The sequence below is a fragment of the Avibacterium volantium genome (assembly GCF_900635775.1).
Lineage (GTDB): Bacteria > Pseudomonadota > Gammaproteobacteria > Enterobacterales > Pasteurellaceae > Avibacterium > Avibacterium volantium.
Map to the genome: position 1 here is coordinate 919,066 of NZ_LR134167.1, position 18,170 is coordinate 937,235.

Annotated in this window: 21 protein-coding genes; 11 read left to right on the forward strand and 10 right to left on the reverse strand. The window is 41.3% G+C overall.

All coding sequences use genetic code 11. From position 1 onward, the window contains the following. Positions 1-26: 26 nt before the first annotated feature. On the reverse strand, positions 27-680 hold the full coding sequence (locus tag ELZ61_RS04500) for an IS1595 family transposase (RefSeq protein WP_021724593.1): 654 nt from the start codon (positions 678-680) through the stop codon (positions 27-29). 131 nt (positions 681-811) lie between these two features. Between ELZ61_RS04500 and ELZ61_RS04505 the strand changes: the two genes are divergently transcribed. The 4 genes from ELZ61_RS04505 to ELZ61_RS04520 are packed head-to-tail and all read left to right on the forward strand — an operon-like array spanning position 812 to position 3,237. Beyond that, positions 812-1,321 carry a SprT family zinc-dependent metalloprotease gene (locus ELZ61_RS04505; RefSeq protein ID WP_126371770.1) on the forward strand — a complete coding sequence of 170 codons (510 nt, stop codon included), beginning with the start codon at positions 812-814 and terminating at the stop codon, positions 1,319-1,321. Positions 1,322-1,366: 45 nt separating this feature from the next. After that, positions 1,367-1,894, forward strand: coding sequence for a DNA polymerase III subunit psi (locus ELZ61_RS04510; RefSeq protein WP_241969736.1), 528 nt, complete (start codon positions 1,367-1,369; stop codon positions 1,892-1,894). Further along, positions 1,894-2,337: a ribosomal protein S18-alanine N-acetyltransferase gene (gene rimI, locus ELZ61_RS04515; protein ID WP_126371772.1), complete on the forward strand. Its 444-nt coding sequence runs from the start codon at positions 1,894-1,896 to the stop codon at positions 2,335-2,337. The genes ELZ61_RS04510 and rimI overlap by 1 nt, the downstream gene beginning before the upstream one ends. 9 nt (positions 2,338-2,346) lie before the next feature. Then, a complete protein-coding gene (locus ELZ61_RS04520; protein WP_126371774.1) occupies positions 2,347-3,237 on the forward strand; it encodes a DMT family transporter in 891 nt (296 codons plus the stop codon). A gap of 28 nt (positions 3,238-3,265) precedes the next feature. Here the strand turns inward: ELZ61_RS04520 and ELZ61_RS04525 are convergent, their stop codons facing one another. The 5 genes from ELZ61_RS04525 to focA all read right to left on the reverse strand — a co-directional run bounded on the left by ELZ61_RS04525 (position 3,266) and on the right by focA (position 8,785). Continuing rightward, the gene (locus tag ELZ61_RS04525; protein WP_126371776.1) at positions 3,266-3,706 is read right to left on the reverse strand and encodes a methyltransferase family protein; all 441 of its coding nucleotides are present in this window, start codon (positions 3,704-3,706) and stop codon (positions 3,266-3,268) included. Then, positions 3,706-4,446: a pyruvate formate lyase 1-activating protein gene (pflA, locus tag ELZ61_RS04530; RefSeq protein WP_126371777.1), complete on the reverse strand. Its 741-nt coding sequence runs from the start codon at positions 4,444-4,446 to the stop codon at positions 3,706-3,708. The genes ELZ61_RS04525 and pflA overlap by 1 nt, the downstream gene beginning before the upstream one ends. A 132-nt stretch (positions 4,447-4,578) precedes the next feature. Then, the gene (locus tag ELZ61_RS04535; RefSeq protein WP_126371779.1) at positions 4,579-5,394 is read right to left on the reverse strand and encodes a 5'-nucleotidase, lipoprotein e(P4) family; all 816 of its coding nucleotides are present in this window, start codon (positions 5,392-5,394) and stop codon (positions 4,579-4,581) included. 149 nt (positions 5,395-5,543) lie between these two features. Continuing rightward, a complete protein-coding gene (gene pflB / locus ELZ61_RS04540; protein WP_126371781.1) occupies positions 5,544-7,856 on the reverse strand; it encodes a formate C-acetyltransferase in 2,313 nt (770 codons plus the stop codon). 74 nt (positions 7,857-7,930) lie between these two features. Then, positions 7,931-8,785, reverse strand: coding sequence for a formate transporter FocA (gene focA, locus ELZ61_RS04545; RefSeq protein ID WP_126371783.1), 855 nt, complete (start codon positions 8,783-8,785; stop codon positions 7,931-7,933). A 314-nt stretch (positions 8,786-9,099) separates the two neighbouring features. Here focA and hinT point away from each other — a divergent pair, with 314 nt between their 5' ends. The 4 genes from hinT to rlmC are packed head-to-tail and all read left to right on the forward strand — an operon-like array spanning position 9,100 to position 12,049. Further along, on the forward strand, positions 9,100-9,450 hold the full coding sequence (hinT, locus tag ELZ61_RS04550) for a purine nucleoside phosphoramidase (RefSeq protein ID WP_103854702.1): 351 nt from the start codon (positions 9,100-9,102) through the stop codon (positions 9,448-9,450). Beyond that, complete coding sequence (locus ELZ61_RS04555) at positions 9,450-9,818, forward strand: YcfL family putative periplasmic lipoprotein (protein ID WP_126371785.1); 369 nt, start codon at positions 9,450-9,452, stop codon at positions 9,816-9,818. Before hinT ends, ELZ61_RS04555 begins: the two co-directional genes overlap by 1 nt. 8 nt (positions 9,819-9,826) lie before the next feature. After that, positions 9,827-10,870, forward strand: coding sequence for a beta-N-acetylhexosaminidase (nagZ, locus tag ELZ61_RS04560; RefSeq protein ID WP_126371787.1), 1,044 nt, complete (start codon positions 9,827-9,829; stop codon positions 10,868-10,870). A gap of 9 nt (positions 10,871-10,879) precedes the next feature. Continuing rightward, positions 10,880-12,049 (forward strand): 23S rRNA (uracil(747)-C(5))-methyltransferase RlmC, encoded by a 1,170-nt coding sequence (gene rlmC / locus ELZ61_RS04565; RefSeq protein ID WP_126373590.1) that lies wholly within the window; start codon positions 10,880-10,882, stop codon positions 12,047-12,049. A gap of 21 nt (positions 12,050-12,070) precedes the next feature. Here rlmC and ELZ61_RS04570 read toward each other — a convergent pair whose 3' ends face one another. Together ELZ61_RS04570 and argE are read right to left on the reverse strand one after the other, a co-directional pair. After that, positions 12,071-12,310 carry a CBU_0592 family membrane protein gene (locus ELZ61_RS04570; protein ID WP_103854699.1) on the reverse strand — a complete coding sequence of 80 codons (240 nt, stop codon included), beginning with the start codon at positions 12,308-12,310 and terminating at the stop codon, positions 12,071-12,073. A gap of 109 nt (positions 12,311-12,419) precedes the next feature. Continuing rightward, positions 12,420-13,562, reverse strand: coding sequence for an acetylornithine deacetylase (gene argE, locus ELZ61_RS04575; RefSeq protein ID WP_126371789.1), 1,143 nt, complete (start codon positions 13,560-13,562; stop codon positions 12,420-12,422). 100 nt (positions 13,563-13,662) lie between these two features. Between argE and argC the strand changes: the two genes are divergently transcribed. The 3 genes from argC (at position 13,663) to argH (ending at position 16,914) form a co-directional block, all read left to right on the forward strand. After that, positions 13,663-14,670, forward strand: a complete 1,008-nt coding sequence (gene argC, locus ELZ61_RS04580; RefSeq protein WP_126371791.1) for an N-acetyl-gamma-glutamyl-phosphate reductase — start codon at positions 13,663-13,665, stop codon at positions 14,668-14,670. A gap of 12 nt (positions 14,671-14,682) precedes the next feature. Beyond that, complete coding sequence (argB, locus tag ELZ61_RS04585; RefSeq protein WP_126371794.1) at positions 14,683-15,456, forward strand: acetylglutamate kinase; 774 nt, start codon at positions 14,683-14,685, stop codon at positions 15,454-15,456. Between the two features lie 84 nt (positions 15,457-15,540). After that, complete coding sequence (gene argH, locus ELZ61_RS04590; protein WP_103853358.1) at positions 15,541-16,914, forward strand: argininosuccinate lyase; 1,374 nt, start codon at positions 15,541-15,543, stop codon at positions 16,912-16,914. A gap of 50 nt (positions 16,915-16,964) precedes the next feature. Here the strand turns inward: argH and ispD are convergent, their stop codons facing one another. Together ispD and ftsB are read right to left on the reverse strand one after the other, a co-directional pair. Then, on the reverse strand, positions 16,965-17,672 hold the full coding sequence (gene ispD / locus ELZ61_RS04595; RefSeq protein ID WP_126371795.1) for a 2-C-methyl-D-erythritol 4-phosphate cytidylyltransferase: 708 nt from the start codon (positions 17,670-17,672) through the stop codon (positions 16,965-16,967). 12 nt (positions 17,673-17,684) lie between these two features. Beyond that, on the reverse strand, positions 17,685-17,963 hold the full coding sequence (ftsB, locus tag ELZ61_RS04600) for a cell division protein FtsB (protein WP_103853356.1): 279 nt from the start codon (positions 17,961-17,963) through the stop codon (positions 17,685-17,687). Between the last annotated feature and the right edge of the window lie 207 nt (positions 17,964-18,170).

Genomic DNA, 18,170 nt, shown 5'->3' on the forward strand with positions numbered 1-18,170 from the left:
AAAAATGGGGCTGTAGTAGATTAGCCCTAAATTTCACACCATTTTCGCAATATTTTTAACTGCTCTTTTGGTGTCCCAAAGTTAAACCGAAATTCACATTCCTTCAAGAATAAAGGAAAGTTTTTTCGGTTAATTCCATTATATTTTCGCAGTATCCGCTTCGCCTGATTCCAAAAATTTTCAATGCCATTAATATGATTTTGTTTCACCGCAAATAGCTCGGAATGATTGATTCGTTCGTGGTGAAATTCACTCACATCAAGCGCATCATAACTGCGATAAGTGTCCGTATAAACCCAGCTATCAGGCTTGATTTTTCTTTTAATAACAGGGAGTAATGTTTCACTCTTGGTGTTTTCAACCACAACAGTAAATACCTTTCCTTGTCGTTTTAGTAACCCAAAAACAGCAACTTTTCCAGCCGCTCCTCGTCCTCGTTTTCCCTTTCGATGACCACCAAAATAGCTTTCGTCTAGTTCAATTTCCCCCTCAAAAATCTCGTTAACTTCAAGGGATAAATGATAGCCAATCACAAGCCTGATTTTATGGTAGAACAAAGCGGCTGTATTCGGTTGAATATCTAGCAAATTTGCTGCTGTTCTTGCAGTAACTTCTGCAACAAAAAACTCAAGCAGTTTTTTCTGTATAGATTTCTTTAATTTACAATATGTTATCTTCATTTTTGTAGTATAGTATTGTTGCTAATCTACTACAGCCCCTTAAAAATTATTACACTTTAAATATAGCTGAATTGATTTTATCCTTTTTGTTCTTATATTGGATAAAAGAAATTTAGCTATATTTTTTATTTATGCCAGACACTCATTCTTCATTACGTTTACTTAATATACAAATTCTTCGCCAGTTACGCCATTATTTGCAACTGGCGGAGCAACATTTTCAACGCACTTTTCCAATGCCAATAGTGAGTTACCAATTGCGTGGGGTGAAAGCGGGTGTGGCATATTTACAGAAAAATGAAATCCGTTTTAACCGCACTTTATTATTGGAAAATTCTGACTATTTTTTGCAACAAATTGTTCCGCACGAATTAGCCCATTTAATTGTTTATCAAGTGTTTGGGCGAGTAGCGCCGCACGGCAAAGAATGGAAAGCGGTGATGGAAAACATTTTCCAGCAACCTGCGGAAATTTACCACAATTTAGATGTTAAAAGTGTGCAGGGGAAAACCTTTACTTACCGCTGTGGTTGCCGCACTCACGATCTTAGCGTACGCCGTCACAACAAAGTGCAAAAGCAAAGTGCGGTGTATTTTTGTCGAGAATGTAAACAAGCATTAACCTATTTAAAAATAGCTTAAGGGCTTGTTTGAACTGATTATATAAATTCTTGTTATGAAGTATTAATGTTAAGTGCGGTGGGGGTTTCCACCGCATTTTTTATGCTGAAATATTTTGCTTTATTTGATGAACCTTTGCTAAATGTTTACAATACAGCAATTTTCTTAATCAACGGTAACATAATGAAACGGCATCAACTTCTGTTACAAGAAATGGGGCTTTCCCAATGGCAACTGGTACGCCCTGAAAGTTTGCAAGGCGTGGTAAATATTCCTATTGATGAGCAGGTGCGGTTGGTGATCATTAGTGAAACCGAAAATCCCCCTACGCGGTTATTAGAAGATATTTTGCGCGGCTTAGATCTAAAGCAAAATGAATATTTAGCGATCCATTTTGATTTTATCCCTCATCTTCACGTTAGCCACGAAGTGCATTATTGGCTATTAAGTGAAAATTCTGAAAAAATCCACCGCACTTTACCTTATTGTCAAAAAGCGTTGAGCCAATGGCGCTCGCCAGACTGGCAAACCTTTATGGAAAGCCCACAAGAAAAACGTAAATTATGGCAACAAATTCAAGGAATTAACCCATAATGGTAAAAATTTCCCCGATTCTATCTCAGGATTTTGATCGATTATTTGAAATCGAACAGCAAGCGCATCTTGTACCTTGGTCATTAGGTACATTAAAAAATAATCAAGGCGAGCGTTATTTCAATTTAAAATTAGAGAAAGATCAACGTATTATCGGCTTTGCTATTTGCCAAAAAGTGCTTGATGAAGCCACTCTATTCAACCTTGCCATTGACCCAACTTATCAAGGGCAAGGCTTAGGAAAGCAATTATTGCATTCGTTAATTGATGAATTGCGTGAGCAGGGCATTTTGACGTTATGGTTAGAAGTGCGTCAATCCAATGAAATTGCGCAAAAACTTTATCTGCAATGCGGCTTTAACGAAGTAGATATTCGCAAAAATTATTATCCAACGTTAGACGGTGGGCGAGAAAACGCCGTGGTTATGGCGTGCTATTTATAAGGAACAACAATGTTAGAACGTTATCGTGGGGAAATTATCCTTTTATTTGTGACCATTTCGGCCGCTATTGGCTGGTTTTTTTCAAAATATGCCATTGATGCTTTGCCCTCGGTAGGATTTATCGGTTTGCGGTTTTTTCTTGCCGCACTGGTTTTTCTGCCCTTTGCTTACGTTCACTTACGCCGTTTAAGCCGCCAACAAGTGATAAGTGCGGTACTAATTGGTGGTGTTTTTGCAGTTTTTCTTGGCGTTTGGATTCTAGCCATCACCAATAATACCAATTTCGGTGAAGGTGCGTTTCTTACTAGTTTATCAATGTTGATCGCACCTTTGCTCGCTTGGATCGTGTTTAAACAAAAGCCACAATCGAGTTTTTGGCTCTGTTTACCCATTGCGGTTTTAGGCTTGTACTTTCTTGCCTTAGGCAACAATGGCTTTGATCTTTCTTCCGATAACAGCCTATATTTGCTCACTTCATTATTGGCGGCTAGCTATTTTGTGCTTAATCATCATTATGCACGGCACATTCCTGTGTTGCCACTCACCACCATTCAGCTTGCTATGGTTGGGATTTTATGTGGTTTGTATTCAATGTTTATGGAAACTTGGCCTGCGAATATTCCTAATGAAACTTGGGGGTGGTTGGCTGTTAGTGTGTTGATCGCCACTAATTTCCGTTTTTTACTGCAAACGCTCGGGCAGAAATATTCCAGTGTCGGTAATGCTGCATTAATTATGCTGCTTGAGCCGGTATGGACGCTGTTTTTGAGTATGCTAATTTTCCACGAACCACTCACAGCCCATAAGGCACTAGGCTGCGGCTTAATTTTTATGGCCTTAATTTTCTACCGCTTGCCGAAAGAAAAAGTGAAACAGTTTTTGCGTAGAAAAAAATACTAAAAAATGACCGCACTTTCTGTGCAGTGAGTTATATCCAGCGTCTAACTTGCTGGCAATATTGTTGATAGGCTTTGCCGAAAAGCCGTGATAGCACTTGTTCTTCTTGCTTAATTTGAAACTGGTTCATAATGAGAACAAAGAAAATCAGCCCCGAAATTGCCAGCCCATTGCCTAGCCATAAAAACCAGCTGAGTAAAATCAACCATAAACTAAGATACATCGGATTGCGGCTAAACGCATAAATGCCTGTTGTGATAAGCTGCGAAGTTTTTTCTACCGACAGCGGACTGATCGTGGTTTTAGCTTGATGAAATTGCCAAAGGCTACAAATGGTGATAAGGCTTGCGAGTAACACTATAGGCAAAATAAGAAGTGTAGAAAGGTGAAATAATCCAAAGGGCGGAAGCAAATACATTCCGCCCGCACAAGCAAGGAAAACGAGGGGAGGGGGAAGGATAATCTTCCCCATTAATAACTCACCTTATGCCCATAGCTTTCAAGGATTTGCTTGATATGCTCAAGGGATTCTTTTGTTGGTGGTTTAACATCTTCCAGTTCGTATTTTTCCCCTATCGCTTCCCATTTATGTGCGCCAAGGCGGTGGTAGGGGAGTAGCTCAACTTTTTCAATATTGTGCATATCTTGAATGAACTGCCCAAGCAAATGCACGTCTTCATCGCTGTCTGTCCAGCCCGGCACAACCACATAGCGAATCCATACAGGCTGGTTGCGTTTTTGTAAATATCGAGCAAATTCTAAGGTGCGTTTATTAGGCACACCAATCAAATTTTGGTGTACGCGATCATTGAGTTCTTTCAGATCGAGTAGCACTAAATCGGTAACATCAAGCAGTTCATCAATAATATGATCATAATGACGAACAAATCCGTTGGTGTCTAAGCAAGTATGAATACCTTCCTTTTTACAAGCACGAAACCAATCGCGCACAAACTCTGCTTGTAACACGGCTTCACCGCCAGAGGCAGTAACGCCACCGCCAGAAGCATTCATAAAATGGCGATAAGTAACCACTTCTTTCATTAGATCTTCTACGGAAATTTCTTTTCCGCCGTGTAGATCCCAAGTATCGCGGTTATGGCAGTATTTGCAACGCATTAAGCAGCCTTGCAAAAACAGGATAAAACGGATTCCCGGGCCATCAACCGTGCCGCAAGATTCATAAGAATGGTAGCGAGCTAAAACAGACATAATGTTCCTTTGTTAGAGAGAATGTAAAATCGTTAATTTCTATTTAAGGCTTTCAAAAAAGCATTAAATGGAAATCAATCTGCCTAACAGCAAGGCAGATTGTGTATTATAGCGTAATCTTAGCGAAAAAACTTATTTTCCACTCCACGCTTTGATAGCATCGTGGCGAATTTTGACACGGCTTTGATCATCACCTTTGTAATAATCTTTAGCTAAACCACCTTCCCAATCGCCATAGTTTGGATTTGGTAACATAATGAATTTTTTACCAAATTGCTTACTATTTTGTTGAACGAAAGCGCGGCGTTCTGCGTTAGATTTTTTATAGGTGGCATCGCCAAAATCGTTAAGGTTATCGCCAACATAAAGGACGATGTCGTAGCCCAATTTTTCAATTTCAGCAAAGCGAGGGGATTTATTTGATTTGTCTTTTTTCAAATAAAGCACGTCTTCACTTGCCCCGATAAAGCCAAGGGTTTTTAGATCATCAAGGGTTGCGGCTTTTTCTGTAGCATCTTTACGGTTAGAAACGTAGAACACTTTACCGTTGTGGGTATTAACATAATTATTAAATTCTACCGCCCCCGGCACTGCAGCAGTTTCACGCGCATTGACCCAGCGAGTCCAATCTTCGCCATTAAACCCTGTGCCTGTTTGCACTTGCCAGCCTGCATAAGCGCTGTTATCCATCATTGTTTCATCAAGATCAACCACAACCGCTTTCTTTTTACCTTTAGCCGCTTTCGCTTGATCGAATGCCACTTTTGCCAGATTAAAGGCTTGGTAAGTTAAGGCCTGGTATTCCCCTGATTGTTGTACCCAGTTTAAGCCTAATACCGCTTGCTCTTGTAATTGTTGTTCCGCATTTTGCTGGCTTGAAGTGCAAGCAGTGAGTGCAAAAAGGGAAGAAAGGGTGAGTACAGCTAGTTTGAATTTTGTGTTTTTCATCGCTTCTCCTGTAGAAAAGTAAGTTGTAGGAAAGTCATTAAAAAATTCGGTAAAAAACTACCGCACTTATTATAGCAGATAAAGTAAAGGGAACAATAGATTTCTCTATGTTCCCTTTTTTATTTTCTAAAAATTTACTACATTTTTAGTTACATTGTTTGCGTGAAAGTACGGGTAATTACGTCTTGTTGTTGCTCTTTAGTTAAAGAGTTAAAACGCACGGCGTAACCAGAAACACGAATGGTTAATTGTGGATATTTTTCTGGGTTTTCCATTGCATCTAACAACATTTCACGGTTCATTACGTTCACGTTTAAGTGTTGTCCGCCTTCAACAGTCGCTTCGTGGTGGAAGTAACCGTCCATTAAGCCTGCAAGGTTACGTTTTTGCGCTTCGTAATCTTTACCTAATGCGTTTGGTACGATTGAGAAGGTGTAAGAAATACCGTCTTTCGCGTAAGCAAATGGTAATTTCGCCACAGAAGTTAATGAAGCTACCGCACCTTTTTGATCGCGTCCGTGCATTGGGTTTGCACCCGGCCCGAATGGCGCACCAGCACGGCGACCATCTGGGGTGTTACCTGTTTTCTTACCATAAACCACGTTAGATGTAATAGTAAGAACAGATTGTGTTGGGGTTGCGTTGCGGTAAGTTTTATGCGTTTGAATTTTCTTCATAAAGCGTTCAACTAAATCTACCGCTAAATCATCAACACGGCTGTCGTTGTTACCGAATTGTGGATATTCCCCTTCGATTTCAAAGTCGATAGCAACATTAGATGCCACTACGTTGCCATCTTTATCTTTGATGTCGCCACGAATTGGTTTCACTTTAGAGTATTTGATCGCAGCTAATGAGTCTGCTGCCACAGAAAGCCCTGCGATACCGCAAGCCATTGTGCGGAATACATCACGATCGTGGAATGCCATTAATGCCGCTTCATAGGCATATTTATCGTGCATAAAGTGAATGATGTTCAATGCAGTAACGTATTGGGTAGCAAGCCAATCCATAAAGCTGTCCATACGTTCCATTACTGTATCGAAGTCTAACACTTCATCCGTAATTGGGGCAGTTTTAGGGCCTACTTGCATACCTGATTTTTCATCAATACCACCATTGATTGCGTATAACAAGGTTTTTGCAAGGTTCGCACGCGCACCGAAGAATTGCATTTGTTTACCCACAACCATCGGGCTTACACAACAAGCGATCGCATAGTCATCACTGTTGAAGTCTGGACGCATTAAGTCATCATTTTCGTATTGTACAGATGACGTATCAATAGATACTTTCGCACAATAACGTTTGAACGCTTCTGGTAACTGTTCAGACCAAAGAATGGTTAAGTTTGGCTCTGGTGAAGGCCCCATTGTGTAAAGGGTGTGTAAGATACGGAAGCTGTTTTTGGTTACTAATGTACGACCGTCTAAGCCCATACCTGCCAATGTTTCTGTTGCCCACATTGGGTCGCCAGAGAATAATTGATCGTATTCTGGAGTACGCAAGAAACGCACCATACGCAATTTCATTACAAGGTGGTCGATTAATTCTTGTGCTTCTTGTTCAGTGATTTTGCCCGCTTTAAGATCGCGTTCAATATAAATATCTAAGAAAGTAGAAACACGACCAAAAGACATCGCCGCACCATTTTGTGATTTCACTGCTGCAAGATAAGCGAAATAAGTCCATTGCACCGCTTCTTGTGCGTTAGTTGCTGGGTTAGAAACATCAAAGCCGTAAGAGGCTGCCATTTCTTTAATTTTACCCAATGCACGGTGTTGTTCAGCAATTTCTTCGCGTAATTGAATTGTCGCTTGAATATCTTCACCACGCTCTAATTTTTCTTGTAATGAATTAAATTGGTTGAATTTATCTTTCATTAAGAAATCAGCACCGTAAAGGGCTAAACGGCGATAATCCCCAATGATACGGCCACGGCCATAAGCATCTGGTAAACCAGTAATTACGCCAGATTTACGGCAACGTAAAATATCTGGGGTGTAAACATCAAATACCCCTTGGTTATGGGTTTTACGATATTCTGTAAAGATATGTTCAATTTCAGGTTTTAATTCGCGGCGATAAACTTGGCACGAACCTTTTACCATTTTGATCCCACCGTAAGGCATAATGGCACGTTTTAATGGTGCATCAGTTTGTAAGCCCACGATTTTTTCCAAGTCTTTTTCAATGTAACCTGGTTTGTGAGAAGTAATGGTTGATGGCATATCTGTATCAATGTCATAAGGTTCGTGAGTTTTGTTCTCAACCTTAATTTTTTCCATTACATCATTCCATAATTTCGTAGTCGCTTCTGTTGCACCTGCAAGGAATGATTCATCACCTTCATAAGGGGTGTAGTTTTTTTGAATAAAATCGCGTACGTTTACTTCGGTTTGCCAGTCACCTGGAGTAAAACCTTCCCACGCTTTTTTTTGCGCTTCTGTTAGTTGAGTCATTACTATTTTCCTTTAACGTAAATAAAATTTTAACTATGTAAAAACGGCGAAAAAACAACCGCTCTTACGCCAAACTAATGTGAATGTGGTTTGTTAGTAAACCACTGCATTAATGCAATACATACCCCGCCACCAACGATATTACCAAGCGTAACAGGAATAAGATTTTTTACGACAAAATGATAAACATCTAAATCAGCAAATTGTGTAGCATTTAGCCCAAGGGATTGCCAAAACTCGGCTGAACTACAATGGGCTGTGATGATCCCAAGGGGAATCATAAACATATTCGCCACACTATGCTCGAAGCCTGAAGAAACAAACAAGCCGATCGGTAAAATCATAATAAAGGCTTTGTCTGTTAAGGTTTTTCCCGCATAGCTCATCCACACCGCAATGCACACCATAATATTACATAAAATTCCTAAGCTAAAAGCTTCAAACCAGCTATGATGAATCTTATGTTGGGCTGTTTTCAAAATCGTCAAGCCCCATTGTCCATTGGCCGCCATTGTTTGCCCAGCAAACCAAATTAAGCCTGCAATGATGATTGCCCCCACAAAATTACCTGCATAAACGGCAACCCAGTTGCGTAACATTTGAATGGTATTAATTCGTTGTCCTGCACGCGCTACCAATGTCATTGTTGATGAAGTGAATAATTCAGATCCACAGACAACCACCATAATCACGCCCACAGAGAACACTAAACCGCCAACCAGTTTAGCCAATCCCCAAGACACATTCGCTAACCCTGTTTGCGTGGTGGTATAAAAGACGAAAGCAAGCGCAATAAACGCTCCTGCTGAAATTGCGGAAAGAAAAGAATAGAATTGATTTTTCGTTGCTTTATATGTACCGACATCTTCGGCAAATTGAGCCATTTCTGTTGGCGTTGCCATAAAGCTGACAGAGTTTTCTTTTTTCATCACACACCCTACAAAAATTAACTGTGCCTATTCTAAGGTATAAACCTACAACTTAAAACTAAAAAAAATTTTATTTTTTATAAAATTTGTTCAAAATCAAATTTGTTTACATTTGTGTAACATATTGAAATAAAAAATAAGTTTTGCATTAACATAAATTTAACAAATAGATTGCAAATTGCTATTTGGGGACTTTTCTGATAAAAATAACCGCACTTAATTTATCGCAAAATAGCAATTAATGAGCGAATAAAAAGTGAGCGATAAATATTGTGTTTACCTCTAAATATCCCTTTAAAATATAAGGACTTCCTATGGCAGAAGAAACCATTTTCAGCAAAATTATTCGTAAAGAAATCCCCGCGAATATCGTCTATCAAGATGAATTAGTCACCGCATTTCGTGATATTTCACCGCAAGCGGCAACCCATATTTTGATTATTCCGAATAAACTGATTCCAACCGTGAATGAGGTTACCGAACAAGATGAAGTGGCATTAGGGCGTTTATTTACTGTGGCGGCTAAGTTAGCTGAGCAAGAGGGCATTGCGCAAGATGGCTATCGCCTTATCGTTAATTGCAACAAACACGGTGGACAAGAAGTGTATCATTTACATATGCACTTACTTGGTGGTGAACCTTTAGGAAAAATGTTGGCAAAATAATGAAAAAACTGTTTTTTCTGTGCGGATTAAGCCTATTGCTTGCGGCTTGTAGCTCCACGCTTTCGCAAAATATTGTGAGCGAAAATGAGCCTATTTTAAATGTAGAAGCCAATCTCGCGCCATTGATTGAAACAAAATTACGCCACAACAATGTTTGGCTGAAAAACAAAAGTCAGCAGCAGCTTGATGTGGCTTATTATTTCTTTTGGTATGACAAAAATGGCGTAACCCAAGGGGAAGAGCCGAATTTAAACGCGCCCTCTAGTTTGCTGCTGCAACCAAGCCAACAAACCAACTTAACGCCTGTTCCGCCAACGGAACAAAGCGCCAATTACCGTTTATATCTTCGTTTGAATAAATTGCAATAAGGATTTCAATGTCAGCGTTACTTATCGATCTTACTGGACAAGAAGTTAGCCAAGAAGAATTAGAATTGCTTGCGCACCCCTTAGTTGCTGGCGTAATTTTATTTACCCGTAACTTTTATGATCGTGAGCAAATTCAACATCTTGTCGCCACCTTACGGCAGAAAGTAAAGAAACCCTTATTGATTACCGTTGATCAAGAAGGCGGGCGTGTACAACGTTTTCGTGCAGGCTTTACTCAACTGCCCGCAATGCAAAGTTTCGCTAGCCTAATCGCTGATCCGCAACAGCAACAAGCAATGGCATTGCAAGCTGGCTGGCAAATGGCTGCAGAAATGATCGCACTGGATATTGACTTAAGTTTTGCACCCGTGCTGGATTTAGGCCATCAATGCCGTGCTATTGGTGATCGCAGTTTTCACGATGAAGCCGCACAAACCCTTGATCTTGCACGTCAATTTATTATTGGAATGAAGCAAGCAGGAATGGCCAGCACAGGCAAGCATTTCCCTGGACACGGACAGGTTCTGGCAGATTCTCACCTTGAAACGCCTTATGATGAACGCCCAAAAGCAGAGATTTTTAATCAAGATATTGTGCCATTTCAACAGCTCATCGCGGAAAATTATCTTGATGCCGTGATGCCTGCGCACGTCATTTATACGCAATGCGATCCGCAACCTGCTAGCGGCTCTGCTTACTGGTTACAACAAGTACTCCGCCAACAGCTTGGCTTTAAAGGGGCGATTTTCTCTGATGATTTGGGAATGAAAGGTGCGGGTTTTATGGGCGATTTTGTGGCGCGTTGTCAGCAATCCCTTAATGCGGGCTGTGATTTACTATTGCTTTGCAATGAGCGTGAGGGCGTGATCCAAGTGCTAGATCATTTCCAACCGCAAGAATCCCCTGAGCAATATGCCCTTCGCCAACAACGTTTGCAACGCCTGTTTAAGCGTAGAAAGTCTGATTGGCAACGCCTTGAACGCTCAAGCCGTTGGCAAGAAAATCAGCAAAAATTGACCGCACTTCAACAAACTTGGTTAGCGAGCGTCTAAATGTCAGCAATGCCAGTTTGTCCGCACTTTATGGCAGGACAATGCCGTTCTTGCCAATGGCTTGAAATGCCTTATACCAAACAGCTTGATAAGAAAAAAGCCCATTTAGTTCAACAACTTAATGGGCTTGATCAATCACAGCTTAAATGGTTGCCAGCTTATACTTCTGCGCAACAAGGTTTTCGTAATAAAGCGAAAATGGTGGTGAGCGGTTCGGTGGAACGCCCGATTTTAGGCATTTTGACCGATCCCAATGATCCACAAAGTGCGGTGGATTTATCCGATTGTTTGCTCTACCCTGCACATTTCGCTGAGATTTTTGCCCAATTAAAAACCTTTATCGGGCGCGCGGGCTTAGTGCCTTATCATATCGCAAAACGCAAAGGTGAACTGAAATATATTTTGCTTACCGAAAGCCAAAGTAACGGCACATTAATGTTGCGTTTTGTGTTGCGATCTACCGCCAAACTGGCTCTTATTCAGCGAGAATTACCACAATTATTGGCAAACTTGCCACAAATAAAGGTGGTGAGCCTGAATATTCAGCCTAAACACGCGGCAATTTTAGAAGGTGAAGAAGAAATTTTTCTCACGGAACAAAAGCAGCTCGCTGAAAGTTTTAACAAAATTCCGTTATTTATTCGCCCACAAAGCTTTTTCCAAACCAATCCAAAGGTGGCAGAAGGCTTATACGGCACGGCACAGCAATGGATTAAAGATCTTCCGATTAGCAAAATCTGGGATCTGTTTTGCGGCGTAGGTGGCTTTGGTTTACATTGTGCGGCGATCTTGCAACAAAAAGGCGTAAACGTGCAATTAACTGGCATTGAAATTTCCCCATCAGCGATTGCTAGTGCTAGCTTGTCAGCAGAAAAATTGGGGTTAGCGCAGGTGAAGTTTCAGTCCTTAGATGCAGCAAATTTCGCTTTAGCACAAAATGAAAAACCAGATTTGCTGATCGTCAATCCGCCACGCCGTGGCATCGGCAAAGAGTTGGCTCAATTTCTCAATAAATTACAACCGCACTTTATTTTATATTCCAGCTGCAATGCGGTTTCAATGGGCAAAGATTTGCAAGAATTAGCCAACTACCAAGCACAAAAAATCCAACTTTTTGATATGTTCCCTAATACGGCGCATTATGAAGTGTTGGTGTTGTTAGAACGCTCAGGGGGATGATGGGCGTTCTTTCTCAAGTCCTTAGTGAGATTGAAGGCTTGTCGTGTTTTTACGATGTCTAATCAGCTGAATAACATTGATGATAACGATAAAACCGTCTAACAGCACTACCGGTAAGGCATTTGTGTAGATCGCATAAATGGTAACGAAAAAAGCACCTGTGGCATTTAACAAACGTAATTTTAATAGTGAGTTGGTCATAAATGAAAGCACCACTAATGCAGTGCCAAAATAGCCGAGAATATTCATTAATAAATCCATAAAATTTCCTTAAAAAGAATGGGAAAGAAAAAGGGGCGTATCTTAGCACAATGACGCAAAAAATACGGTGAAAAATCACCGCACTTTTTATTTTTAGCAAATCTCTGCGTTAGCAAAAATGCCCAATCAACTTACTCAACAGTTCGTGAGTAGGTTTGATAAATTCGGCGGAGAGATATTCATCGGGTTGGTGGGCTTGTTCGATTGAACCGGGGCCTAGCACTAATGTTGGGCAAAGTTGTTGAATGAAAGGGGCTTCGGTGCAATAATTCACCGCTTCGCATTTTTCGCCAAGTAATTTTTCCACCACTTGGACAACTTGAGCGGAATGTTCGCATTCATAACCTGGGGTGGGTTCGTGTAAGGCTTTGAGTGAAATAAGATCACCCCATCTTTCAAACATTGGACGGAGCTTTTCTTGTAGCATTTCATTCAGATCTTCTAGACGCATTTGTGGCAACGGGCGAATATCAAAATGCAGTTCGCAGCACGCACAAATACGATTTACCGCATCGCCGCCGTGGATTGCGCCAAAATTCATTGTCGGATAAGGAATAGCAAAGGCGGAATGATGATATTTTTCCTTTAACTCATTACGCATTTCCATTAAATAACCTGTGGCTTCGTGCATTAATTCAATGGCATTGATGCCTTTGTCAGGATCACTGGAATGCCCTGTTTTCCCTATAATTCGCACCGCTTGCCCGATATGTCCTTTATGCGCGCGCACGGGTTTTAAGGAAGTTGGCTCGCCGATAATGGCACAATCTGGGCGAATATGGCTGTGCTGGCTGAAGGTGCGTGCACCCAAAAGTGTGGTTTCTTCATCAGCGGTAGCAAGAATCCGCAACGGTTTGCTTAGTTTACTGAGATCAATATGACGTAAGGTTTCTAGCACAAACGCAAAGAACCCTTTCATATCTGCTGTGCCTAAGCCGTAAAATTTGCCGTCTTTTTCGCTGAGTTTAAAAGGCTCAAAATGCCAGCGCCCTTCATCGAAAGGCACGGTGTCCGTATGCCCTGCGAGCAATAATCCTCCTTCCCCTTCGCCATAGGTGGCTAATAAATTGAATTTATTTCGGCTGCCTTCCACGGGAATAATGTTGGTTTTAAAGCCTAGATCACCAAGCCAAGTGGCAAGCAATTCAATTAAGGCTTTATTCGATTGATCAAATTCTGCTTCTACGCTACTAATAGTGGGCAATGCGATAAGCTGAGAGTACATTTCAAGGAAAGGCGGCAATTTTTTCATTAAGTTTATCCTGTATTAAATTAAAGGTTGATTTATGATTAATTATGCACAATAATAGCATAATTAATCAAGTGTTATATTTTTATCTACAAGGTGTTCTATGCAAAAAGCCATTATTATTGGGGCAAGTGGTTATACAGGGGCTGAATTGGCTCGTATTCTAACCCTGCACCCTGCATTTCAGCTCAATGGATTATATGTTTCAGCGCAAAGCCAAGATGCGCATAAAGCCATTTCTGATATTTATCCACAACTGAAGCAGATTGTTGATTTACCGTTGCAACCTTTGGACGAAAATTTAACCGCACTTGCACAACAAAATGATCTGGTCTTTTTAGCCACCGCACACGAAGTTAGCCACGATCTTGCGCCAATTTTCTTGCAAAATCAATGTAAAGTATTTGATTTATCTGGCGCATTTCGGGTGAATAATGCGGAATTTTATCCACAATATTATGGTTTTGAACATCGCTATCCTGAATTATTAGAAAAAGCGGTTTATGGTTTAGCTGAATGGAATGACAGTGCCATTGCGCAAACGGATTTAGTGGCAGTAGCTGGTTGCTATCCAACGGTGTCGCAACTGAGTTTAAAACCATTAATTGAAAATAATTTATTAGATCTCAATCAGTTACCTATTATTAATGCAGTCAGTGGGGTAAGCGGCGCAGGACGCAAAGCATCGCTCACGAATAGTTTTTGCGAGGTCAGCCTGAATGCTTATGGCGTATTTAACCACCGTCATCAGCCTGAAATTGCCACCCATTTAGGCACAGAAGTGATTTTTACCCCGCACTTAGGTAATTTTAAACGGGGCATTTTAGCCACCATTACAGCTAAATTGAAAGATGGTGTAGGTGAACAGCAAATCCGTGAAGCCTATCAGCAATATTATGCGCATCGTCCTCTTGTTCGTATTTATGAACAAGGCTTGCCAAGCATTAAAGCGGTGGAATTTACGCCTTATTGCGACATCGGTTTTGCAGTGAAAAATGGCTACATTATCATTGTTGGCGCAGAAGATAATCTGCTTAAAGGCGCGGCAGCACAAGCGGTGCAATGTGCCAATATTCGTTATGGTTTTGCGGAAACCTTGGGATTAATTTAGTGGAAGAAAAGAATGAAACCTTTAGTAATTAAATTAGGCGGTGTGCTATTAGATACCCCGCAAGCAATGGAAAATCTGTTTACCGCACTGGCAAATTATCAGCAAAATTTCGACCGCCCTTTGCTTATCGTACACGGCGGTGGTTGCGTGGTGGACGAATTAATGCAGCGCCTTGCATTGCCTGTACAAAAGAAAAATGGCTTAAGAGTAACGCCAGCAGATCAAATTGATATTATCGTCGGTGCGCTGGCAGGCATTGCCAATAAAACCTTGGTGGCACAAGCGGCGAAATTTAATCTCAACCCCGTGGGGCTTTGTTTGGCAGATGGCAAACTCACCAGTGCCCAAGCTTTTGATGAAGAACTTGGCCACGTTGCCAATGTGAAGCCAAATAATCCTACGCTTTTGAATACCTTGCTAAGCGAAGCTTTTCTACCCATTATTAGCTCCATTGCGGTAGACGATCAAGGGCGTTTAATGAACGTCAATGCAGATCAAGCGGCAACGGCAATTGCCGCATTAATTGGCGGCGATCTGGTGATGCTTTCTGATGTTGATGGCGTTTTAGATGCCAATAAACAACGCTTGCCACAGCTTAATAGCGAACAAATTCAACAACTTATTCAACAAGATGTGATTACAGACGGAATGATCGTGAAGGTTAATGCTGCCTTAGATGCAGCAAAAATGCTTAACACAGGCGTGGATATTGCTAACTGGAAATATCCAGAAAAATTGACCGCACTTTTTGCAGGTGAGATAATCGGCACCAGAATTTTACCTTAAACGTAAAGCAATTTGGTATGGGCGAACATTTGGGTTCGCCTCTACATTTTTTAATCATAAAAATCAAAAAGATAAGGATAAACTATGGCACTTTGGGGTGGACGTTTCACACAAGCAGCAGATAAACGTTTTAAAGATTTCAACGATTCACTACGCTTTGACTATCGCCTTGCAGAACAGGATATTGAAGGCTCAATCGGCTGGTCAAAAGCCTTGGTTAGCGTTGGCGTGTTAAGCGCGCAAGAACAGCAACAATTAGAGCAAGCCTTAAACGAACTGCTGATTGAAGTGCGGTCGAATTTGCAAGGTATTTTGCAAGATGACGCTGAAGACATTCACAGCTGGGTAGAAAGTAAACTCATCAACAAAGTGGGAAATCTGGGTAAAAAATTGCACACAGGACGTAGCCGTAACGACCAAGTGGCGTTAGACATCAAAATGTGGTGCAAACAGCGTGTAACCGAGTTGCAATATTCCATTCGTGCCTTGCAGACCAAATTGGTGGAAACCGCAGAAAACAATCAACACGCCGTAATGCCGGGTTATACCCACTTGCAACGTGCGCAGCCCATCACTTTCGCCCATTGGTGTATGGCTTATGTGGAAATGCTTGAGCGTGATTATTCTCGCCTCACGGACGCTTATCACCGAATGAATACTTGTCCTTTGGGAAGCGGTGCGTTAGCTGGCACGGCGTATGCAATTGATCGTGAGCAATTAGCACAGGATCTCGGCTTTGCAATGGCAACCCGTAACAGCTTAGATAGCGTTTCCGACCGCGATCACATTATCGAATTGCTTTCCACCGCTTCGTTAAGTATGGCTCATCTTTCACGTTTTGCGGAAGATATGATTATCTTCAACAGCGGTGAAGCAGATTTCGTGGAGCTTTCTGACCGCGTTACTTCGGGTTCTTCCTTAATGCCACAGAAGAAAAATCCTGATGCTTGCGAACTCATTCGTGGTAAAGCTGGCCGTGTAATGGGCGCGCTAACTGGAATGTTAATGACAGTAAAAGGCTTGCCACTGGCTTATAACAAAGATATGCAAGAAGACAAAGAAGGTATTTTTGATGCTTTGGATACTTGGCAAGACTGCTTAGATATGGCGACTTTCGTGTTAGATGATATTAAAGTGAACGTTGAGCGCACCCGTGAAGCGGCACTAAAAGGCTACTCAAATGCGACCGAGCTAGCCGATTATTTAGTGGCGAAAGGCGTACCATTCCGCGATTCTCACCACATTGTGGGCGAAACCGTGGTTTACGCCATCAGCGTACACAAAGGCTTAGAAGATCTGAGTTTAGAAGAATTCCGCCAATTTAGCGATGTGATCAGCGATGATGTATATGAGATCCTATCGCTACAATCCTGCTTAGATAAACGCTGCGCCAAAGGTGGGGTGTCTCCACTGCGTGTGGCAGAAGCCATTGCTGAAGCAAAAGAGCGGTTGAAATAATTTGAGTTTTTGAAATGAAGGGCAAAGGAAACGTTGCCCTTTCTTTTTGCTTATGATGAAGTAAGTGCTGTTCTGCGACTTAAATAAAACTCCGCCAACGCTAAATCTTCAGGGCGGGTGATTTTGAGATTATCACTTCTGCCTGCCACGAGATGAGGGTGAAAGCCCATTAACTCCATTGCAGAGGCTTCATCTGTGATGGTGAAATCGTTGTCTAAGGCTTGCTGTAAGGCGTGTTTTAGTGTTTGAGCGGGGAAAAATTGGGGCGTTTGAGCAAGCCAAAGTTGTGAGCGATCTTCTGTTTGTTGAATTTGTAAGCTTGAATTTGTGCGTTTTATGGTGTCCACGGCTGGAATGGCTAAAATTGCCCCATTGATGTCGTTGATTTGTAATAATTTATCGAGATCTTGATGAGTCAGACAAGGACGTGCGGCATCGTGTACCATAACCCAAGTGTTCGCGTTGTTTTTAATTTGTTGTAAGCCGTTTAGCACAGATTCCGCCCGTGTTTTTCCCCCTTCAACAAGCTGAATTTTTGAATGATTGAGTAAGTCGATTTCCGCTAAATAAGGATCGCTGGAGGTTACCGCCACAATGATTTGGCTAATGGCAGGGTAGTGAATTAGCACTTCAAGGGTATGCTCAAGAATGGTTTTTCCCTGAATTTTTAAATATTGTTTCGGTTTATCCGCTTGCATACGGCTGCCAATACCCGCTGCTGGGACAACGGCAATAATTTCACGGGGCGAATGTTTCATTATTGATGTCCTTTACTTATGCTCTTTCACAATGCGATAAAAAGTTTCGTTATTTTTTACCATTTCGTGCTGTAATCTGGCGCGCTCTTCAATGGCGTCCACCCCTTCTTTGAGATCTTTAATTTCTGCCGCAATCACTTGATTACGCTGGGAAAGTTTTTCATTTTCTTGTTGGCGAAGGGTGATTTCTTTTTCGGTGTTTTTGTAATCTAAATAACCGTTTTTGCCGAACCAAAAATTGTATTGAAAAAGTAAGGCAAAACCCGCCAAAATAAAAATTAATAAACGCATAAATTTTCTCGTCAATTGAACGTAGCGATAGTTTACCTTGAAATGAGTAACATTTGTAGTATAGTCGTTTGATTTCAAAATAATACTGTGTTACTTCGCCTTGCCGTACTAGTTGTACTGTCTGCGGCTTGTTGCCTTGTCTTATTTTGAACTTAAACGACTATAAATGGATATTTTTAAGTGCGGTGTAATTTTGGCAATTTTATG

Coding starts and splice junctions, on each gene's coding strand:
- ELZ61_RS04520 (WP_126371774.1), top strand. CDS start 2,347: ATGTTAGAACGTTATCGTGGGGAAATTATCCTTTTATTTGTGACCATT.
- hinT (WP_103854702.1), top strand. CDS start 9,100: ATGGCAGAAGAAACCATTTTCAGCAAAATTATTCGTAAAGAAATCCCC.
- ispD (WP_126371795.1), bottom strand. CDS start 17,672: ATGAAACATTCGCCCCGTGAAATTATTGCCGTTGTCCCAGCAGCGGGT.
- argH (WP_103853358.1), top strand. CDS start 15,541: ATGGCACTTTGGGGTGGACGTTTCACACAAGCAGCAGATAAACGTTTT.
- focA (WP_126371783.1), bottom strand. CDS start 8,785: ATGAAAAAAGAAAACTCTGTCAGCTTTATGGCAACGCCAACAGAAATG.
- ELZ61_RS04555 (WP_126371785.1), top strand. CDS start 9,450: ATGAAAAAACTGTTTTTTCTGTGCGGATTAAGCCTATTGCTTGCGGCT.
- ELZ61_RS04570 (WP_103854699.1), bottom strand. CDS start 12,310: ATGGATTTATTAATGAATATTCTCGGCTATTTTGGCACTGCATTAGTG.
- argC (WP_126371791.1), top strand. CDS start 13,663: ATGCAAAAAGCCATTATTATTGGGGCAAGTGGTTATACAGGGGCTGAA.
- nagZ (WP_126371787.1), top strand. CDS start 9,827: ATGTCAGCGTTACTTATCGATCTTACTGGACAAGAAGTTAGCCAAGAA.
- ELZ61_RS04505 (WP_126371770.1), top strand. CDS start 812: ATGCCAGACACTCATTCTTCATTACGTTTACTTAATATACAAATTCTT.
- rlmC (WP_126373590.1), top strand. CDS start 10,880: ATGCCAGTTTGTCCGCACTTTATGGCAGGACAATGCCGTTCTTGCCAA.
- ELZ61_RS04500 (WP_021724593.1), bottom strand. CDS start 680: ATGAAGATAACATATTGTAAATTAAAGAAATCTATACAGAAAAAACTG.
- ELZ61_RS04525 (WP_126371776.1), bottom strand. CDS start 3,706: ATGGGGAAGATTATCCTTCCCCCTCCCCTCGTTTTCCTTGCTTGTGCG.
- ELZ61_RS04510 (WP_241969736.1), top strand. CDS start 1,367: ATGTTAAGTGCGGTGGGGGTTTCCACCGCATTTTTTATGCTGAAATAT.
- rimI (WP_126371772.1), top strand. CDS start 1,894: ATGGTAAAAATTTCCCCGATTCTATCTCAGGATTTTGATCGATTATTT.
- argB (WP_126371794.1), top strand. CDS start 14,683: ATGAAACCTTTAGTAATTAAATTAGGCGGTGTGCTATTAGATACCCCG.
- pflA (WP_126371777.1), bottom strand. CDS start 4,446: ATGTCTGTTTTAGCTCGCTACCATTCTTATGAATCTTGCGGCACGGTT.
- ftsB (WP_103853356.1), bottom strand. CDS start 17,963: ATGCGTTTATTAATTTTTATTTTGGCGGGTTTTGCCTTACTTTTTCAA.
- argE (WP_126371789.1), bottom strand. CDS start 13,562: ATGAAAAAATTGCCGCCTTTCCTTGAAATGTACTCTCAGCTTATCGCA.
- pflB (WP_126371781.1), bottom strand. CDS start 7,856: ATGACTCAACTAACAGAAGCGCAAAAAAAAGCGTGGGAAGGTTTTACT.
- ELZ61_RS04535 (WP_126371779.1), bottom strand. CDS start 5,394: ATGAAAAACACAAAATTCAAACTAGCTGTACTCACCCTTTCTTCCCTT.